Genomic DNA, 24,181 nt, shown 5'->3' with positions numbered 1-24,181 from the left:
AAGCTGCGACATCCAACAGGAGCACACGCGCGATGGCGGTATCCCTTTCGACGGCGACCATGCTAACCGATGGCCTGCGAGGCTCCCTTGAACGCGCCCAGGCGCAGGTCAATTCGCTGGTATTGGGCAAGCCGCACGAAGTTCGCCTGGCGTTCGTGGCGTTGCTGGCCGGTGGCCACCTGCTGATCGAGGACCTGCCCGGGCTGGGCAAGACCACGCTGGCCCATGCACTGGCGGCAACGCTCGGCCTGGATTTCCAGCGCGTGCAGTTCACCTCCGACCTGCTGCCTGCCGACGTGGTCGGTGTGTCGGTGTTCGATCCGCAGGCGCGCCAGTTCCAGTTTCATCCCGGCCCGGTGTTCGCGCAGGTGTTGCTGGCCGACGAGATCAACCGCGCGCCGCCGCGCACGCAAAGTGCGCTGCTGGAGGCGATGGCCGAATACCAAGTCACGGTCGATGGCACCACGCATGCGCTGCCGGAACCGTTCTTCGTCATCGCCACGCAGAATCCCGTCGACCTGTCCGGCACCTATCCGTTGCCGGATTCGCAGCTGGACCGTTTCCTCCTGCGCCTGAGCCTGGGCTACCCGGATGCGGATGCCGAGCGTCACCTGCTTGCCGGTGACGACCGCCGCGACCTGATCGCGCGCGTGTTGCCCCTGCTCGGCAGCGAGGATGTGCTTGCCGCCCGCCGTTCGGTGCAGCAGGTGCACGCCAGCGAGGCGCTGGTCGCCTACGTGCAGGCACTGATGGCGCGAAGCCGACGCCATCCTGGCGTGCGCGTGGGACTGTCGCCGCGCGCCGGACTGGCACTGCTGCGCGCTGCCCGTGCCTACGCATTGCTGCTCGGACGCGCGCACGTGCTGCCCGAGGATGTTCAGGCGCTGTTTCCGGCCGTGGCTGCGCACCGCCTCGTTGCCGAGGTCGATGCCGGCAAGGACGCTGCGTTGGCGAAGGCGATCCTGCATGCGGTGCCGGTGGACTGAGTGATGTCGCGGTCGGACCGCCAGACTCCGGCGCGCCTGCGCTCGCGGTTGCATGCCTGGGCGATGGTCTGGACGCGCCCACGCGATCCGGAATCACTGCCGTGCGTTCTGCACCGCCGTCGCATCTACGTGCTGCCGACGCGTTTCGGAATGTTCTACGCAGTGTTGCTGTTCGTGATGCTGCTGGGTTCGCTCAACTACAACAACAACCCCGCGCTGCTGCTGGGACTGATGCTGGCCGGGGCTGGCCTGGCCAGCCTGGTGGCGGCGCAGATGCAATTGTCCGGACTTGAACTGGTGGCGGTCGACGCCGAACCCGTCGCCGCGGGAACGCCCCTGGGCGTGCGCCTGTACGCGCGCGCCGCGCCCGGTCGCGTCCGCCGCGGGCTGCGGCTGGACGACGACGGCTCGTTCGACGCCGCGCCGGGCATCCTCAACCTCGATCGCGGCAGCGGTGAGTCACAACTGCTGCTGCCGACGCAGCAACGTGGATGGTTCGACCTGCCCAAGCTGCGGCTGTCGACGACGCGCCCGCTGGGACTGGCGCGCGCGTGGGCCTACGTCTGGCCGGAATCGCCGTTGCTGGTCTATCCGGCACCGGAGGCCAACGGCCCGCCGCTGCCGGCAGGTCACGGCGACCGTGTCCAGGCGCGCGTGCACCCGACCGGCGACGACGTCCATCACCTGCGCGGTTATCGCACCGGTGATGCACGCCGGGCCATCGCCTGGAAGCCGTCGGCGCGGCGCGACACGCTGCTGGTACGCGAGTTTGAACAACCGATCGGCGCCGAAGTCGTGCTCGACTGGCGCGAGATCGCCGGGATCGGCTATGAGGCGCGGATTGCCCGGCTGGCGCGCTGGATCGACGAAGCCGAGCGCGAAGGCAGGCGCTATCAGTTGCGCCTGCCCGGTCACGCCGCACTGGGGCCCGACCGCGGGCCGCAACACCGGCATGCCTGCCTGCGCGCACTGGCGCTGATGCCCCATGGCTGATCCGGCAACGCCAGCGCTCGATCCGCGCACCCGCCGCTGGGTACTGCTCAGCGCAGGAGCCTGCCTGTTGCCGTTGCTGCTGCAGTTGCCGCTGCTTATCGCGGTCACCATCGCCGTCAGCGCCGTGGCCGTCGTCGCCATGTCGTGGCGCCAACCCTTGCACGGACTGGTCCGCCTGCTCCTGTCGGTGGCACTGATCGCGACCGTACTGGCGATGAGCGATTTCTCGATCGGCCGGGATACCGGCTGCGCACTGCTGGCGGCGATGCTTGCAATCAAGCCATCGGAGACGTTCAGCCTGCGCGATGCACGCAGTCTGCTCGGCTTCGCCTTGTTCGCGCCGTTTGCCACCTTCCTGCTCGACCAGGGACCGCTGTCGCTCGCCCTGGGCCTGGCCGCGACCCTGCTGGCGCTGGCTGCTCTGCAACTGCTGGCAGACGTCGAGTCGGGCGATGTGCGTCGCGATGCTTCACCAATGCAGCGCATCGCCGGCACCGCCCGCCTGCTTGCGCTCGGATTGCCACTCGCGCTGGCAGCATTCTGGCTGTTCCCGCGACTGGGTTCGCCGCTGTGGGGCATCCCCGAGCGTGCCATGGCAAGCACCGGCCTGTCGGACCGGATGAGCCCGGGCGACTGGATCGACCTCATGGGCGACGACCGCCCTGCCCTGCGCGCACGCTTCTTCGGACCGGTACCCGCGCCGTCGCAGATGTACTGGCGCGGGCCGGTGATGTGGGATTTCGACGGTCGCACCTGGCGGCAACCGCGATGGATGCCGGGTTGGACCGAAACCGCGGTCGAACCGGGCCCGCAGCGCTGGGACTACGAGATCGAGATGGAGCCGACCGATCGCCGGCAGCTCGTTGCCCTCGACCTGCTGATCTCGGCACCCGGCGGCAGCGAGCTGGACCCGGACCACAACCTGCAGTCGCTGACCCAGCTGACGGGCGTGAGTCGCTGGCGCATGCAGTCGGCACCGCCACGTCGCTACGAGGCGAGCCTGTCGGCAGAGACACGCCAGTACGCGCTGCGGCTGCCGCCCAACTTCAACCCGCGCACCCTTGCACTGGCGCGGCAGTGGCGCCTGGAAGCCGGGCCGTCCGCCGATGGCGCGATCGTGACCCGCGCCCTCGACTGGATCCGGCGCGACTTCGCCTACACCCTGGAAACACCGCTGGCTGGACGCAACAGCGTCGACGAATTCCTGTTCGACCAGCGCGCCGGTTTCTGCCAGCACTTCAGCTCGTCGTTCGTCGTGCTGATGCGTGGCGCCGGCATTCCGGCGCGCGTGGTCACCGGCTACGCCGGCGGCTACCGCAATTCGGTCGGCGGCTATTGGCTGGTGCGCCGCTCCGACGCGCACGCCTGGGCCGAGGTCTGGTTGCGCGGGCGCGGCTGGGTGCGCGTGGATCCGACCGCCGCCGTCGCGCCCGAGCGCATCTACGACACGCTGGACGACCGCCGCTCCGTTGCCGGCGGCTTGCTTGACGGCTTCGCCGGCGGACGCTCGCTGATCGATGTTGGCGACTGGCTGCGGCGCGGCTGGAATGACTTCGTGCTCGGTTTCGACGCCAATCGCCAGCAACGCCTGCTGCGCCCGTTCGGCATCGACCGCCTCGACGATCGCACCCTGGTGTTGCTGCTGATGCTGGCCGTGGCGCTGGGACTGCTGTGGATGGTGTGGTTCAGTCGCCGCAACGAGCGCGAGCCCGACCCGGTGCTTCGCGCCTGGCATGGACTTACCCGTCGTTATCGCCACCTCGGCCTGGAACGGGCGCCGGACGAACCCGCCGGTCGCTGGGTGGAGCGCGTTGCCGCTGCCCGGCCCGAACTGGCCGGCGAGTTGCGGATCCTCAGCGACCGTTTCAGCGATTGGCGTTACGCTGACGGCGAGCCGGGGGGACGCTCGACCCGCGCCCTGACCCAGGCGCTGCGTGCGCATCGCCCGTCGCCCCGCAATGGCAACAATGGCTAATCTGAAGGACTCCTGGAGAACGCCGATGAACCTTCGTACCGCCCTACTGGCCCTGGGCACGATGATGCTGGCCGCCTGCGTCACCGCACCGCAACCACTGCAGGGTGAGTTCAATCCGATCACGCCGCGCGACGCGGCGGCGAGCGATGTCACCGGCGCCCCGGTGCGCTGGGGCGGTCGCATCGTCGGCGTCGAACCGCAGCCCAATCGCACCTGCTTCGAGATGGTCTCGACCTACCTGGGTGACAACGCCCGTCCGTACTGGGGCAGCGACGACACCGGCGGCCGCTTCATCGCCTGCCGCACCGGCTTCTACGATCCGGCGATATTCGAGAAGAATCGCGAAGTCACCTTCATCGGCCGCGTCAGCGGCTACCAGAACCGCCAGATCGGCGGATACGACTACCGCTTCCCGCAGGTCGAGGCCGACGTGGTCTATCTGTGGCCGGTGCGCGAGACGGTCGACGTCGTCGGCTATCCGGCGGCACCGTGGCCGTGGTGGGGCTGGTGGTAAAGCCGGAACAACCTCGCGCTCAGCGCGAGGTTCCGAAGCGCCCCAGCGGCGCGCCGGCCAGCAGGTGCAGATGGATCTGGAACACCGTCTGCCCGCCATGGCCGTTGCAGTTCATCACGATCCGGTAGCCGTCCTCGGCAAAACCCTCGCGCTTGGCGTAGTCGGCCGCGGCCACGGCCAGGCGTCCGACGATGGCGGACTGGTCCGGCTGCAGATCGTTGAGCGTGGCGACATCGGTCTTGGGCACGAACAGCACGTGCACCGGCGCCTGCGGCGCGATGTCCCGGAACGCGATCAGGTGCTCGTCCTCGAAGACGATGTCGGCCGGAATCTCGTGCTTGATGATCTTGTGGAAGATGGTTTCGGACATGGCGGTCGGGCTGCTGTGGGTTGAAGGCGACTTTACCCCCGGGCCGTACCCGCTGGCATCAGTCCCGGTCCGTCATCTCGCTGCGGCTGCCGAACGCATGCGACAGCGTGCCCCGGTCGACGTATTCCAGCTCACCACCCAATGGAACACCATGGGCGAGCCGGCTCGGTCGAACCTTGTGCTGGCGCGCCAGCTGCGCGAGGTAATGCGCGGTCGCTTCGCCTTCGACCGTTGGATTGGTGGCGATGATCAGCTCCTGCACCTCGCCCTCGGCCAGGCGCGCGGCAAGCGTATCCAGGCCCAGTTCGCGCGGGCCGATGCCATCCAGCGGCGACAGGCGCCCCTGCAGGACGAAATACAGGCCGCGGTAACCGGTGGCCTGTTCGATCGCGAGGCGATCGGCGGGCGACTCGACCGCGCACAACTGGTGCGCATCGCGCGAGGCACTGGCGCAGGTCGCGCAGACCTCGCCCTCGGTGAAGTCGCGGCAGCGCGCGCAATGACCGATGTGCTCGACGGCGGCGGAAAGCGCATCGGCGAGGCGCTGGCCACCGGCGCGCTCGCGTTCGAGCACGTGGTAGGCCATGCGCTGCGCCGACTTCTGGCCGACGCCGGGCAACACGCGAAAGGCTTCGATGAGTTGTTCGAGAAGCGAGCTCAAGTCAGAACGGCATCTTCATGCCCGGCGGGATCGGCATGCCGGCGGTCGCGGCGGACATCTTCGACTGCGATTCGGCGTTGACCTTGTTGACCGCATCGTTGAACGCGGCGGCGATCAGGTCCTCGACCATTTCCTGGTCGCTCAGCACGCTCGGGTCGATGCGGACCTTGCGGCACTCCATGCGGCCGGTGATGGTGACACTGACCATGCCGCCGCCGGCGTTGCCGGTGACTTCGAGCTTGGCCAGCTCTTCCTGGGCGCGCTGCACGTTTTCCTGCATCTTCTGCGCCTGCTGCATCAATTGGGCAATGTTTCCACGCATGTCTCGTCACTCGTCTATTGGCAATGGAGCCCCTGCGTCAGGGGCGACGGCCATGCCCGTCGGGCAATGGCGGGGGGATCATTTTTCGTCGTAGGGCCGGATCGAATCGGGCACTACCTTGGCGCCGTGCTGGGAGATCAGCCGCTGCACGTCCGGATCGCTCATGAAGGTCGCTTCGGCGGCTGCCTGGCGTTCGTCGCGGCTGCGCTCGTTGCGCTGGTGCAGCGACTCGGCCGAACGGGCCTCGACGAAACGTACCTGCGGCGCAGCGCCAAGCGCCGGTGCCAGCGCTTCGGCCATCAGCTCGACCAGCGCATTGCTGCGCAGATGATCGTCGACTGGCGCCAGCGACAGGCTCAGCACGCCTTCGGAATACGAAACAAAACCGGCGTGCTCGGCAAGCATGCGAGCCGGACCGCGCAGGCTGGTGGCGGCCACCATCGCGTGCCAGGCATCGGCGTCGGCGATGCCGGCGCCATGGACGAAGGCGACCTCGGCCGGCGGCGAAACCACCGTCGGCACAGGCGCGGCAACGGGTGCCGGGCGGGCTACGGCAATCGGGGCCGGCGCAATGGCTGCCTCGATAGGTGCAGGTGCAGGTGCAGGTGCCGGTGCGGGTGCAGGCGCCGGACGTGCCGGCGCGGCCGCGGCCGGTGGCTTCGGCTGCTCGGCGGCAAACGGGTTCGGAGGAGGCGTCCGCTCGCGCGGTGCCGCGTCGGCCGGGGCCGCAGTCGCTGCACTGCGAGGGGCTGCGCCGCGCACGGCCTGGGCCGGTTGCGCCGACGGCGCGCGGGCGCCGTCGCCGTCATCCGGACGGAAGGCCAGCATGCGCAGCACGCTCATTTCAAAACCGGCACGCGGACTCGGCGCCAACGCCAGGTCACGACGGCCGTTGAGCGCCATCTGGTACCACAGCTGCACCACTTCCGGACGCAGCTGCGCGGCCAGCGCATCGACATCGACGCCATCGGCCTCGACCTGCGCCTCGGGCACCAGCTGTCGCACCTGGATCCGGTGCAGCGCATCGCTGAAGGCTTCCAGCACGCTGCCCCAGTCCGGCGAGAATTCGGCCAGCACGGCCACTTCCGCCAGCAGCCGCTCGCCATCGCCTTCGGCGAGGGAGGACAGCAGCGCGCCAACCCGGGTGCGGTCGACGGTACCGAGCATGGTGGCCACGCCGGCATCGCCCAGGGTGCTGCCGCCGGCGCTGGCGCCGGTGTAGGCGATGGCCTGGTCCAGCAGCGACAGCCCATCGCGCAGACTGCCATCGGCGGCCTTGGAGAGCTGGCGGATCGCGCCGGCTTCGGCGGCAATGCCCTCGGCCTCGAGGATCCGGGTCATCTGCCCGTTGATCTGCTGCTCGTCCAGACGCTTGAGGTTGAACTGCAGGCAGCGCGACAGCACCGTCACCGGCAGCTTCTGCGGGTCGGTGGTGGCAAGCAGGAACTTCACGTGCCCCGGCGGCTCTTCCAGCGTCTTGAGCAGGGCGTTGAAGGCCGACTTGGACAGCATGTGCACTTCGTCGATCAGGTAGACCTTCACCCGACCACGGCTGGGCATGTACTGGGCGTTGTCGATGACCTCGCGGACGTCATCGACACCGGTATTGCTGGCGGCGTCGATCTCAAGCAGGTCGATGAAACGGCCCGAATCGATGTCGCGGCAGGAACCGCACTCGCCGCAGGGCTCGGCCGAGGTCCCGCGCTCGCAGTTCAGCGACTTGGCGAAGATTCGCGCGATCGTCGTCTTGCCGACACCGCGGGTGCCGGTGAACAGGAAGGCGTGATGGACGCGGCCGGAATCGAGCGCGTTGGTCAGTGCACGGACCACATGCTCCTGTCCGACCAGTTCGGCGAAGCGCTTCGGACGCCACTTGCGGGCGAGGACGAGGTAGGACATGGCCACATTCTGCCATGCCCAGTCGCGCGCACCGCGACTGGCGCGGCGCCCGACCGTCGCGCTTGTCCCGGGGACCGCCGACGGCTAGAATCTGCGACCCCTGCAAAACGGCTGGATGCCGCGTTCAGGGGATGAAGCAGGTTCAGGTGCGGAGAGGTGTCCGAGTGGTTGAAGGAGCACGCCTGGAAAGTGTGTAAGCGTCTAAACCGCGCTTCGGGGGTTCGAATCCCCCTCTCTCCGCCAGCTTCCCAGCTTCAAAGTAGTGTTTACAGCAAGTGTGGGAAAAGCCCCGCCGCCAACGCGGGGCTTTTGATGAAAGTCTCTATGGTGGCCCCGTCGGCCCCTCGCGACGCTAGGTCGAAAACTCCGCCAGGGCCGGAAGGCAGCAACGGTATTGACTGATGCGGGTGCCGAGGTCAGCCGGCGGGGCCATCGCCTTTTGTGGCGCTGCCCCCGCCCTGCGCAGGCTCAGGGCACCACGCCCAGCGCATCGGGCTCGCGCCCGGTCTTCCACTGCCCGACGACCTGCCAGCGCGCGGTATCGACCACCGCGATCTCGTCGCCGCCGCTGATTGCCACGTACACGCGCTTGCCCGACGGGTCGGCGATCACGCCGATCGGCAACGCCGCGCGGCCGAGCATGGTCTGGCTGTACTGCGCGCCTTTGCGCGACAGATCGACGGTTTGGATGACGCGCTTGCCTTCGACGTCGATCACCGACAGCGTCGCGGCGCGGGCGTTGGTCGCCAGCGCGTGGCGGCCGTCGGCGGTGAACACGACCCGGATCGGGAAACCCGGGCTGGGCACGGTGGCGCGCACGGCCAGCGTCGCCGGATCGTGCACGGTGACCGTCCCCGCCTCGCGGTTGCTCACCCAGACCTCGCCGCTGCGCGGATGCACTGCAACGCCTTCGGCGCCGGCGCCTGCTGCAACCTCGTGCGTCTTGCGTCCGGCCTTGAGATCGACACGACTGACGGTGCCGGCATCGATCTTGGTGACGTAGGCGGTCGCGCCATCTACGGAGAGGGCCACCATGTGCCCCCTGCCCTCGCCCAGGTCGATCGCGGAGTCCACCTTGGCCTTTTCGATATCGACGACAAGCAGCTTGCGCGAGCCCTCGGTGGTGACGACGGCCCGCTTGTTGCCCGGCATCAGGCGCATGCCATGGGGACGGGTGTTGTCGCCAAGATCGATGCTGCGCGCGGCGCCACCACCTGCCAGGTCGAGCACGCTGAGGCTGCTGCCCGGCGACTGCGAACCGTAGTTGCTGACCAGTGCGGTGCGGCCATCGCTGCTGACGACGATCTCGTGCGGACCCTGTCCGGTCGCGAACTCGCCGAGCTTGCGTCCGTCATCGGTGGACAGGCGCCAGACCGTGTCGGCCGACTTGTTGCCCACCAGCAACTCGGTCGAGCCTGCGGCCGGGATCATCCCTGGTGACAGCGCCAGCGCAAGCGACAGCGAAAGCACGACGGGTCGGATCATTGCGATGGCTCCATGACGAGTTGCTGGACGGCTACGTCTGGTGTGGGTGCAGCCAGCCGGCGTCGCCGTCGGCATAGCGCTCATGCTTCCAGATCGGCACGCGCGACTTGACCTCGTCGATCACGAAACGGCAGGCGGCAAAGGCCGCGTCGCGATGCGCGGCGCTGACGCCCACCCACACCGCCAGTTCACCAATCGCGAGGTCACCGACGCGGTGCACGCAGCGCGCGTCGAGGATGTCGAACTTCGACAGTGCCTCGGTCAGCACGCGCTCGCCTTCGGCCTCGGCCAGTGCGGCGTAGGCCTCGTATCGCAGCCCGTGCACGGGCCGGCCGTCGTTGTGATCGCGCACCCAGCCCTCGAAGCTGGCAAAACCACCGACGCGATCATCGAGCAGCTTCGCGCGCTCGCTTGCGGTGTCGAAGGGAGTATCGGAAAGGCTGAAATGCTTCGTCATGTCGTAACTGCTGTGGGGGCTCAGCCGCCGCTGACCGGCGGGATGAAGGCAATCTCGCTGCCGGCGCGGACCGGCTGGTCCCAGCGCGCGAACTCGCCATCGACGGCGACGCGCAGGCGCTCGCGCGGCAAGGCGAAGCCGTGGCGCGTGCGCAACAGCTCGTAGAGTCCGCTCAGATCGCCATCGGCGTCGACCGGTTCGCTGGCGACGCCGGCGGCGTCACGCAGGCTGGCGAAATACAGGACGGTGGCCAGGGCCATCAGGTCGCTCCGAAGTCGTGGCGGCCGCCGCGCTTGCCGAGCACCCGTGCCGGGCCCAGCACGATCGCATGCGACAACGCCTTGCACATGTCGTACACCGTCAGCGCCGCCACGGTCGCACCGGTCAGCGCTTCCATCTCCACGCCGGTGCGGTGCGTCGTGCGCACGGCACATTCGATGCGCAGCGTCGTCGCACCGTCCCAGTCGATGGCGATGCGGCAGCCGTCGATCGGCAACGGGTGGCAGAACGGGATCAGCTCGTGCGTGCGCTTGACCGCCATCGTACCGGCGATGATCGCCGTGTCGACGATGCCGCCCTTGGCGCTCTTGAGTCCCGAGGCTCGCAACTGCGTCGCCACCGGTGCCGGAAAGCGCACCTTGCATTCGGCCCGCGCCTCACGCGCGGTGACCGCCTTTGCGGAGACGTCGACCATGGCCGGACGCCCGTCCGGGTCGATGTGGGTGAGCTGCCTGGACTTGGATTTGTTGCTGGCTTTCATTCAACCGCCGATGAGATACATCTCGACATGCCGGCGCGAGGTGCCACTGGCGCCACGCAGTTCGCTGTAACGATCGCCGCGGTTGGACCACAGTTCCGCCACGCGATCGCGCAGTGCCGACTCGCCCTGCGCCAGCGCCGGGCGCAGGTCGTGGCCGTCGCCGGCGAACAGGCAGGTGTAAAGCTTGCCGTCCGCCGACACGCGGGCGCGATGGCAGTCGCCGCAGAACGGCTCGCTGACCGAACTGACAAATCCGACCTCGCCCTGGCCATCGGCGAACGCGTAACGCGAGGCCACCTCGCCCCGGTAGTTCGCCTCCAGCGCGCGCAATGGCCAGCGCGCCGCGATGCGATCGCGCAGCTCCGCCGAGGGCACGACGCGATCGCGCACCCAGCCGTTGCAGGTGCCCACGTCCATGTACTCGATGAAACGCAGCACATGGCCGCTGCCACGGAAACGTTCGAGCAGCGGCAGCACCTGGTCGTCGTTGATGCCGCGCTCGACGACGCAGTTGAGCTTGATCGAAGCAAACCCCGCCGCCTGCGCCGCCTCGATGCCCGCCAGCACGTCGGCGATGTCGCCGCGGCCACCGCTCATCTGGCTGAAACGCTGCGGGTCGATCGCATCGAGGCTGACGGTGATCCGGCCCAGTCCGGCATCGCGCAATGCCCGCGCCTGCGCGGCCAGCAGCGAACCGTTGGTGGTCAGCGCGATGTCTTGCAGGCCGTTGATGGCGGCAAGCCGCTCCACCAGCTGCGGCAAGCGCTTGCGCAGCAGCGGTTCGCCACCGGTCAGGCGCAGTTTGTTGACGCCCAGCGCGACGCATCCGCGCACCAGCGTCTCGATCTCGTCGAAGGACAGCCGCGATGCCGAGTCGAAACCGTAATCGTCCGGCACGCGATCGGCCGGCATGCAGTACGGGCAACGGAAGTTGCAGGCCTCGATCACCGACAGGCGCAGATCGTGCAGCGGCCGCGCGCGCAGATCGAGCGGCAGCGGCGAGGTGGCCGGCACGGCGCTCATCACGCCTCCACCTGCATGGCCGTCGGCTCGGCCAGCGCCACGACCTGGCCGGGATGGGCGACGCGGTAACCGCGCGCGGCGAGGACCTCGCCCTCCTCGCGGTTGCCGTAGTGGTACAGCAGGCAGCGATCGAGCAAGGCCGGCGGGTACTCGCGCTCGAGATCCTCGATGCCGCTGTGCGAAGGATTGCCCTGCAACGCGCAGTCGTGCGCGATCAGTTCGCCGGCGTCGGCATAGCGCGCCAGCATCTCCGGGATCGGCCGGGTGTCGCCGGTCCACACCACGCTGCCGTGCAGGCGCAGGCCGTAGGCGGTCTCGGGCCAGTGATGGCGCGTGGGGAACACTTCCAGCCGAACGCCGTCGTGCCAGAACGAACCACCGACGGGAATGACCTGGAAGGCATCCCAGAAATTCACCCCGCCCTCGGCCAGCGCATTGGGGTAGTCGCCGACGCGCTGGTGCAGCAGCGGCAGCACCGTTGCCGGCACGTACAGGCGGATCCGGCCGCGGCGATCCGGGTCGAAGTAACTGGATACGAACAGACGCTCGAAACCGGCGACATGGTCGAGGTGGGTATGGGTGATGTACAGCGCCTGCGGCGCATCGCCGTAGTAGGCCTGGTAAGCGGTCAGGCCTTCGCCGCCGCAGTCGATGGTCAGCCACGGCACGCCGTTGCGCTCGATGGTCGCCATGGCCGAGCCGAGCTCGACCGCCGACGCATTGCCGACTCCGTGCAGGCGCAGCTGCCAGCTTGTGTTCGCTAAGGCCATGCTCAGTAGCCTCGGTCCCAGGCGCGATCGTAGGCCTCGCGCAGACGGCCGAAATCGCGCTCCACCTCTTCGGCGCTGCGGTTGCCGCGCAGCTTCAGCAGCGACCTCTTGAGGCGGGCGAGATTGCGTTCGCGCCAGCCGGTGGCGGGAATGCGCATGCGGCCGCGGTCGAGGTCGATGATCCAGCCTCTACCGGTGGTGGTGAACAAAAGGTTGTGGGCGTTGAGGTCGGCATGGTCGAGACCGGCGCGATGGGCGCGCGCGATCAGCCGGCCGGCCTCTTCCCACGGAGCGCCGTCGCCGGCGACCGCGGCCCGGTCGGCCAGGCTGCGCACGTCATCCAGGCGTTCGAGCAGGATCGCGGCGCGGTAGAACATGCCGTCGCGGCGATAGCAGGCGGCGATCGGACGCGGCACCGGCACGCCCTTTTCGGCCATCGTGCGGGTCAGGCGGAACTCGGCGAAGCTGCGGGTACTGCCGGCGCCCTGCCACCAGTAGCGGTCGCGGCTGACGCGCGCGGCCATGCCGCCGCGCAGGTAGCGCCGCAACAACGCCGGGCCGAATGGCGCGTCGATGAACCAGGCGCCGCCGCGTCCGCCGCTCTCCACCGGGCGCGCGCGCTGCTCCCAGAACGACGGCACGAACCACTCCGGACTAGCTTGCCGCACCCGGTTGCGGTCGAACAGAATGGCTCCGAATCCGCTGTCGTCGCGGAACGGCGTCAACTCTTCGGTAGCATCGAACCCCGTCATTCCCCGGAGTCTAGCAATTCACGTGCCCAGCAATCTGCCTTCACGCACCGCATGCAGTTGGTCCCCGGCCTCTGTCGACGCGACAGTGAAGCACGAATCTGCCCGCGGCCCGAACCGGCCCGGCCTGCGGTTTGCCGCTTCGGCTGGGACGCTGGGCGTATGAAGGTCGCCGCTCCCGCATCGATTTGCCTGCTGCGCCTGTCGGCGCTGGGCGACGTCACCCACGTCGTGGCGCTGGTGCGCACCTTGCAGGCGGCGTGGCCGCAGGTGCGCCTGACCTGGATCATCGGCAAGGGCGAACATCGCCTGCTGGCCGGCCTGCCCGGCGTCGACTTCGTCGAGTACGACAAGAAGACCGGCCTGGCCGGCATGCGCGCGCTGCACCGTGAACTGCGCCAGCGCCTTGGCGCTCAGCGCCGCTTCGACGTGTTGCTGCAGATGCAGGTCGCCGCACGCGCCAACCTGCTGTCGGCCTTCATCCCGGCGAAGCGACGGATCGGCTACGACCGCTCGCGTTCGAAAGACCTGCACGGTTTGTTCGTCAACGAACGCATCCCCGACCGCCCGGGCATCCATGTACTCGACGCGATCGGCAGTTTCTGCGAGCCGCTTGGCCTTCATCAGGACCGGGTGCGCTGGGACCTGCCGGTGCCCGACGAGGCGAGGCAGTGGGCGCGCGAACAATGGCCGCAGGATGGCAAGCCGACGATGCTGGTTTCGCCCTGCTCCAGCCACGCCCTGCGCAACTGGCGCCCGGAGCGGCACGCCGCGCTGGCCGACCATGCCGTCGCGCGCGGCTGGCGGGTGGTGCTGTGCGGTGGCCGCAGCGAACTGGAGCGGCAGACCAGCGACGCGATCCTGGCCGCGATGCAACAGCCCGCGCTCGACCTTGTCGGCAAGGACACGCTCAAGCAGCTGCCCGCGCTGCTCGAACGCGGCCAGTTGCTGGTGACGCCGGATTCGGGTCCCATGCACATCGCCAACGCGATGGGCACCAAGGTGCTGGGCCTGCACGCGGCCAGCAACCCGGCGCGCAGCGGCCCCTACAGCGATCGCAGCTACTGTGCCGACCGCTACGATGACGCCGCGCGCAAGTACCTGGGCAAGCCGGCGGCGGAGTTGCGCTGGGGCACCAAGATCGAGCACGACGGCGTCATGGACCTGGTCACGGTCGACGATGCGATCGCCGCCTTCGAGCGCTACTGCGCCGATCACCTGCCGCCGCACGCGGCCAATGCAAGCACGGAGACGTCGTGATGGCCGCCTGGTTCACCGTGGTCGCACCGCTGCTGCCGGAACTGATCCGCGCGGCCAGGCCGATGTTCACCCGCGGCAAGGAGCCGACCCAGATCCCGCAGCAGATCCGCGAGCTGCAGGACGCGGTCGACCAGAACCATCAGGCGATCAAGACCCTGGCCGCCGAAATGGAAATGACCCTCACCGCGCTCAAGCAGGCGTCGCTGGAACTGGAGCGCACCATCGTCGAGCTGCGCCAGCGGCAGGCGCTGCAGGATCAACGCCTCATGCGGGTGCAGATCGCCGCGGCGGTCGCCGCCACGGTGGCGGCGCTGTCGTTCGCGGTGGCCGCGTACGCGCTGGCCACCTGACTTCGATCAACCTGATTCGCGCAGGGACCGGCTCAGGGTGCCGCGCCGGTCTTGTAGTCCTCGTACGACTTCTCTTCGACGTACGACGAACCCAGGGCGAGGTTGATGTCCTTCTTGATGCGCGCGCGCTCGTCGTTCTCGAAGTAGACGCTGCGGGCGAGGCGCACGAACTCGTCATCGAAGGCCTGCGCCTTCTCCTTGATGCGGATGTCGTCCTCGATCACCCACAGGCGCTCGTTGACCGCCTTCAGCTCGGCGCGCAGGCGGGCGATGTCGTTGCCGGCGGCCGGATGCGCCATCCAGGTCTTCTCCAGTGCCGACAGTTCGTTGCGGACATTGGCCAGCTTGGCGGGGTCGCTCATGCGCTCGGACTTGATCTGCAGGATCGCGATCTTGTCGAGCAGTTCGCCAAAGGACACCGGGACCAGGATTTCGGACATGACGTCGCCGTTCGTTCAGGGGAGCGATAGTGTAGCCGGCCGGTCGCCGCACTCCGTGGTGCTTGCCGGCGGCGCGCAAGCCCCGTAGAATTCCCGGCTCGCTGCACTACCCGGAGAGGTGGCAGAGTGGTTGAATGTACCTGACTCGAAATCAGGCGTACGTTTATAGCGTACCGGGGGTTCGAATCCCCCCCTCTCCGCCAGATTCACGCAAACGCCCCCTCGTGGGGCGTTTTGCGTTTTGGGGCCGTTGACGGGGGAATCCGGACCATTGCGTCGCGGTGGCGCCAACCTGAAGGTTTCCTCCTTGCCTCGCGGCCGCTCCGCCACGATCATTCCGTTAACCGCCATCAAGTACCGAGACAGCGACCGGCATGATCGACGCATGATCGAATTCGGACACCTCACTCACGTCGGCCTGCGCCGCGAGCTCAACGAAGACACCTATTACGGTGACGGCGAGCTGGGACTGTGGCTGGTCGCTGACGGAATGGGCGGGCACGAATACGGCGAGGTCGCCAGCGCACTGGCACGCGAAACCATCGTCCGCGAGATCCGCGACGGCACGCCGCTGGCGCAGGCGATCCGCATCGCCGACGAAGAGATCATCCGCACCTCCAAGCGCCGCAACGACGCGTTGCCGATGGGCACGACCGTGGTCGCCGCGCGCATCGCCGGCAGTCGCTTCGAAGTCGCCTGGGTCGGCGACAGCCGCGTGTACCTGTGGCGCGAAGGCCACCTGGCGCAGTTGTCGCAGGATCACAGCTATGTCCAGGAGCTGATCGCCACCGGAGCGATCACCCATGAACAGGCGCGCAGCCATCCCCATCGCAATGTCGTGACGCAGGCACTGGGCGTGACCGACCCGCGCAACCTGAACGTCGAGACCATGACCGGCGAGCTCAAGCCCGGCATGCAGCTGCTGCTGTGCAGTGACGGCCTGACCGAGGAAGTCGACGACCGTGGCATCGCCCGCGTGCTGGCGCAGGACGACTGCAGTGCGCAAGAGTGCGTGGATTCCCTGGTGGCCGCCGCGCTGGATGGCGGCGGCTCCGACAACGTCACCGTGATCCTGGTCCGCCACCACTGACGTCTACCGGCATGACGCCGGGCGAGTGACGGGACCCAGGCGTTCGCGACCAGCCGGTCAGGCCGGCTCGAGTTCCGCTTCGGCCTCGGCGACCACGATGAACTGGTCCCAGACGCACTTGCCGGCCTTCTTACGCAGCTTCTCCAGTCGCGCTTCGTGTGCCGCCAGTTCGTCCGCGGCCACCTGTACGCGCGGACGTGCCGCCGCCGGGTCGGTACGGAAGCTGACCACTTCGACCTGGGTGCCGGCGGCATCGCTGGCAAAGCCAATTTCCTCCTGGCCGGAGGTCAGCGCGAGGTAGACCTCGGCGAGGATCTGCGCGTCGAGCAGCGCGCCGTGCAACTGGCGGTGCGAGTTGTCCACGCCCAGCCGCTTGCACAACGCATCAAGCGAGTTGCGCTGGCCGGGGAACCGCTGCCGCGCCATCAGCAGGGTGTCCTCGACGTTGCAGCGCTCGCGCAGGCCGCCGTATTGCGAGTCCACCAGGCGCAGCTCGTTGTCGAGGAAGCCGACGTCGAACGCGGCGTTGTGGATGATCAGTTCGGCGCCGTCGATGAAGGCGATGAACTCTTCGACCACGTCGGCGAACACCGGCTTGTCGGCGAGGAAGTCCAGGGTCAACCCGGTGACTTCCTGCGCGCCCTGCTCGAAATCGCAGTCCGGCTTCAGGTAGACATGGAAGGTGCGGCCACTGGGTCGGCGCTCGATGTATTCCACGCAGCCGATTTCGACCACGCGGTTGCCGCGCTCCCAGCTCAGGCCGGTGGTTTCGGTATCAAGGATGATCTGCCGCATCGGCGCCATTCTCACACGATCGCCGCTCGCCCGGACAGGCGACGCAACGCAATCCGCGCCGCCGGCGTGCTCAGGGGGGACACGATCAGCGAGCCACGGCCGAACTGCCGCGCAGGCGCTGTGCCTGCAGGCGTGCGAGCACGTCGACGCGCTCGTTGTCGGGGTCGCCGGAATGGCCCTTCACCCACTTCCACTGGATCGAATGGCGCTGCGCCGCCGCATGCAGGCGTTCCCACAGGTCACGGTTCTTGACCGGATCGCCGCCGGCGGTCTTCCAGCCGCGGCGAACCCAGTTGCCGATCCATTCGGTGATGCCCTGGCGCACGTATTGCGAGTCGGTGTGGAGGACGACTTCGCACGGCTCGCTGAGCGTTTCCAGCGCCATGATCGCCGCCATCAGCTCCATGCGGTTGTTGGTGGTATCGGCTTCGCCGCCGGCGACCTCGCGCTCACGGCCGCGGAAGCGCAGCAGCGCAGCCCAGCCGCCGGGACCGGGATTGCCCAGGCAGGCGCCGTCGGTGTGGATTTCGACCTGCTTGCGTGTGTCGGTGGTGCTTGCGTCAGAATTCATCGCGGCATTATCGCCGCAATGCGCAGTCGACGGGCGCGGTTCGCCTGCAACTTCCTGACAACCTGGCCACCTACACCTCGCTCCAGCGCAGATTGCGAAGTGGCGTCGGCGGGATCAGCGCATGCACGCGCTTGTTCACGGTCAGTGCAATGCCCGCGCGCAGACGATCGGCCGCGCCGACGCCAACTTCGCCATGGGCAACGCGCCAGTGCGGCCCCAGCCACTGCAGGCTGACCGTGTCGACGGCAAAGCCGGTCCGCCGCAATGCCGACTGCCAACCGCCAGGATCGCGCGCATGCAGTCCCGTGCGCGCCCAACGCGCCCGATATGGACTCCACGGATTGAGTGCCGCCAGCCACAGCGTGCCGCCGGGCATCAGCATCCGCGCGCACTCGTCCAGGATCAGGTCGATGGCAAAGCCGTCATCGAGGGCGTGCTGGAGCAGGATCGCGCCGAAGGCTTCGCTGGCGAAGGGCAACGGCAACCGGCAGCGGACACCACCGTCGAAGCCGGCGCCATTGCGGCGCAGGGCCAGGCCGCGGCCTTCGGCGATCTCCGGCGCGGTGGCCCCACGGACCCCGAACCACGCCCAAGGGGTCGCCGGCGGCCGGGAAGCCAGCACCCGCGCCATCGCCGCTTCCTGCACCGCCAGCAGGCCCTGGCCTGCCTCGCTGCTGAACCAGGCCAGCGGCACATGGGCCGCGTCTGGTTGACGGGGGTGGGAAGGCAGAGGCATGGTCTGGGCCGGCTCGGGTCGTACGGATCGGGAAGTTCTGTCGGGTCGGTCGATTGTGCGGCACGCCCGTGTCTCCCAGGCAAGCCTCCGAGGATCATTGCGCATGCGCCTGCAGGCCCTGCCCGCCCTGAGCGACAACTACATCTGGATCTGTGCCGACGACGACGGCTCGCGCGCCCTCATCGTCGACCCCAGCGAGGCCGCGCCGGTCCTGGCCGCGGCCGACGCCGGGCTGCAGCCGGCCGGAATCCTGCTGACCCACCACCACCACGACCACATCGGCGGCGTCCCCGCCCTGCTGGAGCGCTGGCGAGGGCTGCCGGTGATGGCCCCGGTCGATGATCGCATCGCCACGGCCACCCGCCGCGTCGGCGACGGCGACCGCTTCGAGCTGGCCGGCTGGGAATTCGAGGTCATGGCCCTGCCCGGCCACACGCTCAGCCATGTCGCCTATGTCGGCCACGACCTGTTGTTCTGCGGCGACACCCTGTTCAGTCTCGGCTGCGGGCGCCTGTTCGAAGGCACCCCGGCGCAGATGCATCATTCGCTGTCACGCCTCGCCGCCCTGCCCGGCCAGACCCGGCTGTGTTGCGGACATGAGTACACGCTCTCAAACGCGGCCTTTGCCCGCGTGGTAGAACCCGGAAACCCGGCGCTGACGCGTCGCACCGAGGATGCCCAGACGATGCGCCAGACCGGTCAACCGACCTTGCCCAGCACCATCGCCAGCGAACTGGCGGCCAATCCGTTCCTTCGCGTGGACAGCGCCGAGGTTCGCGCCGCCCTGCTGCACCAGACCGGCCAGGCTCCGGGCGACAGTGTGGAAGCGTTCGCCGCATTGCGGCGCTGGAAGGACGGATTCGTCGCGTGACGTGCGCCCGCCCATGGCGCCGGCTGGCGACCGGCCTGTTCCTCGGTGGCGTTCTGGCGCTGCCGGCGATGGCCCAGGACAGCGCGAACCAGGCGCAGACCGCGGCGACACCCGCCGAAGCGACCACCCGCAACGGCCGCGAGATCTATGAATCGTTCCGCGAAGGCCTGGCTGAACCCGAGTGCGAACCCGGCGGCGTCTCTCCTCGCTGGCGCCAGCATTTCGCCACAGCCCCCAAGCGGCTCGCGGTCGACGACGACCTGTTGCCGCTGTTCGGCTACGTCGTCGACGCCCTTCGCCAGGCGCACCTGCCGACCGAGTTCGCGCTGATCCCGTTCGTCGAGAGCGGCTACCGCCCCGGCGCGCGCAGCCCGGCCGGCCCGGCCGGCTTGTGGCAGATGATCGCCATCACCGCGCGCAACCATGAAGTACCCATGCGCAGCGGTTACGACGGCCGCCTGTCGCCGGTGGATTCGACCACCGCCGCAGTGCGTTACCTGAAGACGCTGCATGGCATGTTTGCAGGCGACTGGCGATTGACGGTGATGGCCTACAACGCCGGCGAGTACCGCGTGATGGGCGCGCTCAAGCGCAGCGGCCAGGTCGCGCGCAGCGCCAAACCCGAACAGCTGGTCGGCCTGTCCGACATCACCCAGGCCTACGTGCGCAAGCTGCACGCCCTGTCCTGCCTGATGGAGCAGGCCGACGACCGCGAGGAATGGCTGCGCCAGCTCGACCGGCCCGTGCCGCGGTTGCAGGCCGTGACGCTGCCGGCCGAGATCAAGCGGCTCGACCAGTGGGCGGCCCGGACCGGCGAGGACAGCGGCCAGCTCGTGCGCCTGAATCCGGTCTACGCCGACGGCATAGGCACCCGACCTGCCCGCCTGCTGGCGATCTCGGCACCGGCAACGCCGGTCGATGCGGTCGCGTCGGCTGAGCCGGCGGCCGCCTCGACGGCCCCTGCCGCCGCTTCACGCAAGCACACCGTCAAGCGAGGCGAGAGTGCCTCGACCATCGCCCGGCGCTACGACGTCCGTGTCGCCGACCTGATGCAGCGCAACGGCCTGGGCGCCCGCGCCGTGCTCAAGCCGGGTCAATTGCTGGTCATCGACGCCCATGACGCTCCGGGAAACCGCGTTCCGAGCGAGGCCGGCTCGCCCTGACAGCGGCGCCGACCCTACGGCGCCGCATCGTCAAACCGCGTACGGCGCCCTCGGCAACCGCCCCCCGCAGGCGGCTACACTAGAGTCTTTGCTCGACCGCGCTACGCTCAGGCGCAGCGGTCATCATCATCAGAAAGGAACGGCTCATGGGTTTTCTGCAAGGCAAGCGTGCACTGATCACCGGCATCGCCAGCGAGCGCTCGATCGCGAGCGGCATCGCCGAGGCCATGCACCGCGAAGGCGCGCAGCTGGCGTTCACCTATCAGAACGAGAAGCTCAAGTCGCGCGTGGAGTCGGCCGCCGCCGAGTACGGCAGCAACATCGTCCTGCCGCTCGACGTCAGCGATGACGCACAGATCGCCGCCTGCTTCGAGCAGCTCGGCCAGCAGTGGAGCGACGGCTTCGACATCCTCGTCCACGCGATCGCGTTCGCCCCGCGCGAAGCCATCGCCGGCCAGTTCCTCGACGGCCTGACCCGCGAGAACTTCGCCATCGCCCACGACGTTTCCTCGTACTCGCTGTCGGCACTGTCCAAGGCGGCACGTCCGCTGATGAAGGGCCGCAACGGTTCGATCCTGACCCTGAGCTACCTCGGCGCCGAGCGCGCCCTGGTCGGCTACAACCTGATGGGCGTGGCCAAGGCCAGCCTCGAAGCGTCGGTCCGCTACCTCGCCTGCAACCTCGGCCCGGAAGGCACGCGCGTCAACGCGATCTCCGCCGGCCCGATCAAGACGCTGGCAGCCGCCGGCATCGCCGGCTTCCGCAAGATCCTCGGCCACGTCGAGGAGAACGCACCGCTGCGTCGCACGGTGACGATCGAAGACGTCGGCAATGTCGCCGCCTTCCTCTGCTCGGACCTCGCCAGCGGCGTCACCGGCGAAGTCACCTACGTCGATGCCGGCTACAACATCCTGGGCATGACCGGGATCGGCAACGAATAATTCGTCGCTGATCAATCACAAAAAAAAGGCCCGGCATTGCCGGGCCTTTTCTTTTGCATCAGTCGCGAGGCGCAATCAGAGATTGCGCTCGACCACCGTAACCTTGACGCGCTTGCGCAGCTGCGAGACCAGCGCGCGCACGTCATCGCTGCCGCCGATGCGGGCGATCTGCTGCTGTAGCATCTCGCGCTGCTGCGCCGGCATCGACGCCACGTCGCCAGGCGTCACCTTGCTCACCGCGAACAGCACGATGCGACCGTCACTCAGCTGCGCCTGGCCAGGCGAAACCTTGCCGGCGTCCGGAGCCGCAACAGCGAAGATCGCATCGGCCACGCTGGCCTCGGGCACCGGCGCACCGCGCGGAATGCCCGGCAGCACCTGCGGCGGCGGCAGCTGACGCGAGGCCGCAATGGCGTCCAGCGTCTCGCCACCCTTCAGTCGCGCGACCAGCGCATCGGCATCCTTGCGCGCGGCCTGCGCACTGCGATCTGCACGCACCGCCGCGATCACCTGGTCGCGAACCTGGGCCAGCGGCAGCGCCCGCTCCGGCGTGTGCGCCGTGACGCGGATCAACACGCTATGGCCGGGAGCCAGTTCGATCGGATCACTGATCGTACCGTCCTGGATCAGGTTGTCGGAGAACGCGGCACGGATCACCGCCGGGTTGGCGACGATGCCCTGCGCATTGGTGCGCGAGAACGGACCGGCCTTCTGCAGCGGAATGTTCATCTCGCGAGCGGCCGGCGCCAGCGACGACGGATTCTTCAGGGTCAGGTCGACCAGGCGGCTGCTGAACTCGCTGGCCACGCGCTCGCGATCGGCCTCGGCCTGCTCGCGGGCCAGCGCTTCACGCACCTGCTCGAAGCTTTCCTGCGCACCGCTCTTGAGCTCGCGCAGCTGGATCACGTGCCAGCCGAACTCGCTCTTGACCGGCGCGCTGATTTCACCGGGCTTCATCGCGAACAAAGCGTTCTCGAACGGGCCCACCATCATGCCCTTGCTGACCCAGCCAAGATCGCCGCCCACGGCCTGCGAACCGGTGTCGTCGCTGTTGGCGCGAGCCAGCGCGGCGAAGTCGGCGCCAGGCGCCTTTGCCTGCGCGGCCAGCTGGGTCGCCTTCTGTTCGGCGGCCTTCTGCGCGGCGGCGTCGGCACCTTCGGGCACGCGCACCAGGATGTGCGAAGCCAGGCGCTGCTCGGCTTCGATGAAGCGGTTCTTTTCCTGCTCGTAGCGCTGGCGCAGCGTGGCGTCGTCCGCCGGCGCCGGAGCCGGCAGCGTCGCGCTGTTGATCTCGACGTATTCGATCGCCACCGCTTCCGGCGCGCGGTACTGCGCGGCATGGCCGTCGTACCACTTCTGGATCTCCGCGGCGGTCACCGCACCGGTGTCGGCAACCGGAGCCGGCAGCGGCAACACACTGGCATCGCGCTGCTCGCCCATCAGCTGCAACAGGCGGTCCATCTCGGCGGTGGTGACGAAATTGCTGGCGGCAACGCCCATCGACATCATCGACTGCTGCAGACCCTCGCGCACCTGCTGCTCGAACTGACGCTCGTTCAGTGCAGGCACCTGCGACGCCAGCGCCAGCTTGTAGCGCGTGTAATCAAACTTGCCATCGACCTGGAAACCCGGAACTTCCTGGATCGACTTGCGCACCATCGCATCGCTGACGACCATGCCGTCTTGCTGCGCAGAGAGCTGCTGCACACGGGCGTCGATCAGGCCGTCGAGGATCGCGCGCTTGTTGTCGACGCTTTCGAAAGCACGCGCGTCGAAGGCCTCGCCCTGCTGCGCACGCTGCTGCTGGCGCGCCTGTTCGAAGGTCCTGCGGAACTCGTCGATGCCGATCGAGTCGTGCTGCCAGAACACCGACACCGGCCAGAACGACGGCGCCGACGGCCACCAGGTCGGAGGCACGTCGATCTTCGCCACCGAGTTGTCGGTGCGCTGGCCGAGGTACTGCTCGATGCCGACAAAGGCGAAGGGAATGATCAGCAGGCCCAGGATCACGGTGGCGATCCAGCCCGAGGTCTTGTCGCGAAGTTTCTGCAGCATATCCGGCACGCGTCAGTCGTAAGCCCGACAGTTTAGCGTGCTTGGAGGCCTGCAAACGGGGCCGGCGGCGCGGGATTCCGGGGCCGCAGCCGGGCCGAAGATGGGATCCGGGCACCGGGGCCCGGTACTCCGGCCAAAAAAAACGCGCCGTTGCCGGCGCGGTTCAAAAAAGGGCGCCAGAGGCGCTCCATACATGAAGAAAAAAGGGCGCCGTTGCCGGCGCCCTCGGTAAAACTGGCGGAGTGGACGGGACTCGAACCCGCGACCTCCGGCGTGACAGGCCAGCATTCTAACCGACTGAACTACCACTCCGCGCTTTGAAACATGACCCTTGCAGGCCCGGCTCCGGTTCCGCCAAGACGGAAATCCATTGCCCTTACCCTTTGGAAAACAAAGGCGCCGTTGCCGGCGCCTTTGGCGAAACTGGCGGAGTGGACGGGACTCGAACCCGCGACCTCCGGCGTGACAGGCCAGCATTCTAACCGACTGAACTACCACTCCGCACTTTGAAAACGTTTCACAAACTGGCGCTTTTTGGTGGGTGCTGAGGGTTTCGAACCCCCGACCCTCTCCGTGTAAAGGAGACGCTCTACCGCTGAGCTAAGCACCCGCGTGCGAGTCGCTTAGTTTACGGCATCCTTGAGCGCCTTGCCAGCCTTGAACGAAGGATTCTTCGAGGCCTTGATCTTGATCGTCTCGCCGGTCTTCGGATTGCGGCCCTGGCGGGCGGCGCGCTTGCGGACCTGGAACGTGCCGAAGCCGACCAGCGTCACCGTGTCGCCCTTCTTCAGCGCCTTGGTGACGACGCTGATCACGGCGTCGACGGCGTTGGCGGCATCGGTCTTGGACAGCTCTGCAGCTTCGGCGACGGCGCCAACAAACTCAGCCTTGTTCATTCGTTTTGACTCCCTGTGCGGATGTTGCCGCATGTTCTGATAATCGGGA

The 24,181-nt window shown here is 68.1% G+C and carries 27 protein-coding genes, 5 tRNA genes and 1 other RNA gene; 13 read left to right on the top strand and 20 right to left on the bottom strand.

Annotated elements, in window-relative coordinates; all coding sequences use genetic code 11:
- Positions 1-32: 32 nt before the first annotated feature.
- The 4 genes from HIV01_RS01940 (at position 33) to HIV01_RS01925 (ending at position 4,468) form a co-directional block, all read left to right on the top strand.
- Complete coding sequence (locus HIV01_RS01940; protein ID WP_425600248.1) at positions 33-986, top strand: AAA family ATPase; 954 nt, start codon at positions 33-35, stop codon at positions 984-986.
- 63 nt (positions 987-1,049) lie between these two features.
- Positions 1,050-1,979 carry a DUF58 domain-containing protein gene (locus HIV01_RS01935; RefSeq protein ID WP_245156958.1) on the top strand — a complete coding sequence of 310 codons (930 nt, stop codon included), beginning with the start codon at positions 1,050-1,052 and terminating at the stop codon, positions 1,977-1,979.
- Entirely contained in the window at positions 1,972-3,954 is a 1,983-nt protein-coding gene (locus HIV01_RS01930) for a transglutaminase TgpA family protein (protein WP_200604585.1), read from the top strand. The genes HIV01_RS01935 and HIV01_RS01930 overlap by 8 nt, the downstream gene beginning before the upstream one ends.
- 25 nt (positions 3,955-3,979) lie before the next feature.
- The gene (locus HIV01_RS01925) at positions 3,980-4,468 is read left to right on the top strand and encodes a Slp family lipoprotein (protein ID WP_200604584.1); all 489 of its coding nucleotides are present in this window, start codon (positions 3,980-3,982) and stop codon (positions 4,466-4,468) included.
- 19 nt (positions 4,469-4,487) lie between these two features.
- Here the strand turns inward: HIV01_RS01925 and HIV01_RS01920 are convergent, their stop codons facing one another.
- The 4 genes from HIV01_RS01920 to dnaX all read right to left on the bottom strand — a co-directional run bounded on the left by HIV01_RS01920 (position 4,488) and on the right by dnaX (position 7,720).
- Positions 4,488-4,838, bottom strand: coding sequence for a histidine triad nucleotide-binding protein (locus HIV01_RS01920; protein ID WP_200604583.1), 351 nt, complete (start codon positions 4,836-4,838; stop codon positions 4,488-4,490).
- A gap of 58 nt (positions 4,839-4,896) precedes the next feature.
- Positions 4,897-5,499, bottom strand: coding sequence for a recombination mediator RecR (recR, locus tag HIV01_RS01915; RefSeq protein WP_200604582.1), 603 nt, complete (start codon positions 5,497-5,499; stop codon positions 4,897-4,899).
- A 1-nt stretch (position 5,500) separates the two neighbouring features.
- Positions 5,501-5,821 carry a YbaB/EbfC family nucleoid-associated protein gene (locus tag HIV01_RS01910; RefSeq protein ID WP_158733669.1) on the bottom strand — a complete coding sequence of 107 codons (321 nt, stop codon included), beginning with the start codon at positions 5,819-5,821 and terminating at the stop codon, positions 5,501-5,503.
- A 78-nt stretch (positions 5,822-5,899) separates the two neighbouring features.
- Entirely contained in the window at positions 5,900-7,720 is a 1,821-nt protein-coding gene (gene dnaX / locus HIV01_RS01905) for a DNA polymerase III subunit gamma/tau (RefSeq protein ID WP_200604581.1), read from the bottom strand.
- A 150-nt stretch (positions 7,721-7,870) separates the two neighbouring features.
- Between dnaX and HIV01_RS01900 the strand changes: the two genes are divergently transcribed.
- Both HIV01_RS01900 and ffs read left to right on the top strand, forming a co-directional pair.
- Positions 7,871-7,963: transfer RNA gene (locus HIV01_RS01900), tRNA-Ser, on the top strand.
- A gap of 90 nt (positions 7,964-8,053) precedes the next feature.
- Positions 8,054-8,150, top strand: an RNA gene (gene ffs / locus HIV01_RS01895) — signal recognition particle sRNA small type.
- A 38-nt stretch (positions 8,151-8,188) separates the two neighbouring features.
- Here ffs and HIV01_RS01890 read toward each other — a convergent pair.
- Genes HIV01_RS01890 through HIV01_RS01860 form a run of 7 tightly spaced genes read right to left on the bottom strand, consistent with a single transcriptional unit; the run spans position 8,189 to position 12,967 of the window.
- Positions 8,189-9,205 carry a YncE family protein gene (locus HIV01_RS01890; protein ID WP_200604580.1) on the bottom strand — a complete coding sequence of 339 codons (1,017 nt, stop codon included), beginning with the start codon at positions 9,203-9,205 and terminating at the stop codon, positions 8,189-8,191.
- 31 nt (positions 9,206-9,236) lie between these two features.
- Positions 9,237-9,662: a molybdenum cofactor biosynthesis protein MoaE gene (locus tag HIV01_RS01885; protein WP_200604579.1), complete on the bottom strand. Its 426-nt coding sequence runs from the start codon at positions 9,660-9,662 to the stop codon at positions 9,237-9,239.
- A 20-nt stretch (positions 9,663-9,682) separates the two neighbouring features.
- On the bottom strand, positions 9,683-9,925 hold the full coding sequence (moaD, locus tag HIV01_RS01880) for a molybdopterin converting factor subunit 1 (RefSeq protein ID WP_200606299.1): 243 nt from the start codon (positions 9,923-9,925) through the stop codon (positions 9,683-9,685).
- The gene (gene moaC / locus HIV01_RS01875; protein WP_200604578.1) at positions 9,922-10,422 is read right to left on the bottom strand and encodes a cyclic pyranopterin monophosphate synthase MoaC; all 501 of its coding nucleotides are present in this window, start codon (positions 10,420-10,422) and stop codon (positions 9,922-9,924) included. The genes moaD and moaC overlap by 4 nt, the downstream gene beginning before the upstream one ends.
- Positions 10,423-11,445, bottom strand: a complete 1,023-nt coding sequence (moaA, locus tag HIV01_RS01870; RefSeq protein ID WP_200604577.1) for a GTP 3',8-cyclase MoaA — start codon at positions 11,443-11,445, stop codon at positions 10,423-10,425. It lies immediately after the preceding gene.
- Positions 11,445-12,215, bottom strand: a complete 771-nt coding sequence (locus HIV01_RS01865) for an MBL fold metallo-hydrolase (RefSeq protein ID WP_200604576.1) — start codon at positions 12,213-12,215, stop codon at positions 11,445-11,447. The genes moaA and HIV01_RS01865 overlap by 1 nt, the downstream gene beginning before the upstream one ends.
- A gap of 2 nt (positions 12,216-12,217) precedes the next feature.
- Positions 12,218-12,967, bottom strand: coding sequence for a 3-deoxy-D-manno-octulosonic acid kinase (locus tag HIV01_RS01860; protein ID WP_200604575.1), 750 nt, complete (start codon positions 12,965-12,967; stop codon positions 12,218-12,220).
- A gap of 159 nt (positions 12,968-13,126) precedes the next feature.
- On the opposite strand from HIV01_RS01860, the gene HIV01_RS01855 reads away from it, so the two are divergent.
- A complete protein-coding gene (locus HIV01_RS01855; protein WP_200604574.1) occupies positions 13,127-14,224 on the top strand; it encodes a glycosyltransferase family 9 protein in 1,098 nt (365 codons plus the stop codon).
- Positions 14,224-14,574 (top strand): hypothetical protein, encoded by a 351-nt coding sequence (locus HIV01_RS01850; RefSeq protein ID WP_200604573.1) that lies wholly within the window; start codon positions 14,224-14,226, stop codon positions 14,572-14,574. Before HIV01_RS01855 ends, HIV01_RS01850 begins: the two co-directional genes overlap by 1 nt.
- Positions 14,575-14,606: 32 nt before the next feature.
- On the opposite strand, the gene HIV01_RS01845 is transcribed toward HIV01_RS01850, so the two are convergent.
- Positions 14,607-15,014 (bottom strand): DUF6165 family protein, encoded by a 408-nt coding sequence (locus HIV01_RS01845; RefSeq protein WP_200604572.1) that lies wholly within the window; start codon positions 15,012-15,014, stop codon positions 14,607-14,609.
- 112 nt (positions 15,015-15,126) lie between these two features.
- On the opposite strand from HIV01_RS01845, the gene HIV01_RS01840 reads away from it, so the two are divergent.
- Positions 15,127-15,217, top strand: a tRNA-Ser gene (locus HIV01_RS01840).
- Positions 15,218-15,399: 182 nt separating this feature from the next.
- Positions 15,400-16,104, top strand: a complete 705-nt coding sequence (locus tag HIV01_RS01835; RefSeq protein WP_158733659.1) for a PP2C family protein-serine/threonine phosphatase — start codon at positions 15,400-15,402, stop codon at positions 16,102-16,104.
- 57 nt (positions 16,105-16,161) lie between these two features.
- Here the strand turns inward: HIV01_RS01835 and dnaQ are convergent, their stop codons facing one another.
- The 3 genes from dnaQ to HIV01_RS01820 form a co-directional block, all read right to left on the bottom strand.
- Positions 16,162-16,899 carry a DNA polymerase III subunit epsilon gene (gene dnaQ, locus HIV01_RS01830; protein WP_200604571.1) on the bottom strand — a complete coding sequence of 246 codons (738 nt, stop codon included), beginning with the start codon at positions 16,897-16,899 and terminating at the stop codon, positions 16,162-16,164.
- Positions 16,900-16,984: 85 nt separating this feature from the next.
- Entirely contained in the window at positions 16,985-17,470 is a 486-nt protein-coding gene (gene rnhA, locus HIV01_RS01825; protein ID WP_200604570.1) for a ribonuclease HI, read from the bottom strand.
- 70 nt (positions 17,471-17,540) lie between these two features.
- The gene (locus HIV01_RS01820; RefSeq protein ID WP_200604569.1) at positions 17,541-18,206 is read right to left on the bottom strand and encodes a class I SAM-dependent methyltransferase; all 666 of its coding nucleotides are present in this window, start codon (positions 18,204-18,206) and stop codon (positions 17,541-17,543) included.
- Between the two features lie 103 nt (positions 18,207-18,309).
- On the opposite strand from HIV01_RS01820, the gene gloB reads away from it, so the two are divergent.
- The 3 genes from gloB to HIV01_RS01805 all read left to right on the top strand — a co-directional run bounded on the left by gloB (position 18,310) and on the right by HIV01_RS01805 (position 21,181).
- Positions 18,310-19,077 (top strand): hydroxyacylglutathione hydrolase, encoded by a 768-nt coding sequence (gene gloB, locus HIV01_RS01815; RefSeq protein WP_207527052.1) that lies wholly within the window; start codon positions 18,310-18,312, stop codon positions 19,075-19,077.
- Positions 19,078-19,145: 68 nt separating this feature from the next.
- A complete protein-coding gene (locus HIV01_RS01810) occupies positions 19,146-20,240 on the top strand; it encodes a lytic transglycosylase domain-containing protein (protein WP_207527159.1) in 1,095 nt (364 codons plus the stop codon).
- Between the two features lie 146 nt (positions 20,241-20,386).
- The gene (locus HIV01_RS01805; protein ID WP_200604567.1) at positions 20,387-21,181 is read left to right on the top strand and encodes an enoyl-ACP reductase FabI; all 795 of its coding nucleotides are present in this window, start codon (positions 20,387-20,389) and stop codon (positions 21,179-21,181) included.
- A gap of 75 nt (positions 21,182-21,256) precedes the next feature.
- On the opposite strand, the gene HIV01_RS01800 is transcribed toward HIV01_RS01805, so the two are convergent.
- The 5 genes from HIV01_RS01800 to HIV01_RS01780 form a co-directional block, all read right to left on the bottom strand.
- Positions 21,257-23,236, bottom strand: coding sequence for a peptidyl-prolyl cis-trans isomerase (locus HIV01_RS01800; RefSeq protein WP_200604566.1), 1,980 nt, complete (start codon positions 23,234-23,236; stop codon positions 21,257-21,259).
- 235 nt (positions 23,237-23,471) lie between these two features.
- Positions 23,472-23,548, bottom strand: a tRNA-Asp gene (locus tag HIV01_RS01795).
- A 112-nt stretch (positions 23,549-23,660) separates the two neighbouring features.
- A tRNA-Asp gene (locus tag HIV01_RS01790) sits at positions 23,661-23,737 on the bottom strand.
- A gap of 34 nt (positions 23,738-23,771) precedes the next feature.
- Positions 23,772-23,846, bottom strand: a tRNA-Val gene (locus HIV01_RS01785).
- A gap of 13 nt (positions 23,847-23,859) precedes the next feature.
- A complete protein-coding gene (locus tag HIV01_RS01780; protein ID WP_158734067.1) occupies positions 23,860-24,132 on the bottom strand; it encodes an HU family DNA-binding protein in 273 nt (90 codons plus the stop codon).
- Positions 24,133-24,181: the final 49 nt, after the last annotated feature.

It is taken from the genome of Lysobacter arenosi, assembly GCF_016613475.2.
Taxonomy (GTDB): Bacteria; Pseudomonadota; Gammaproteobacteria; order Xanthomonadales; family Xanthomonadaceae; genus Lysobacter_J; species Lysobacter_J arenosi.
This window is presented reverse-complemented; position numbering and strand designations above follow the sequence as displayed.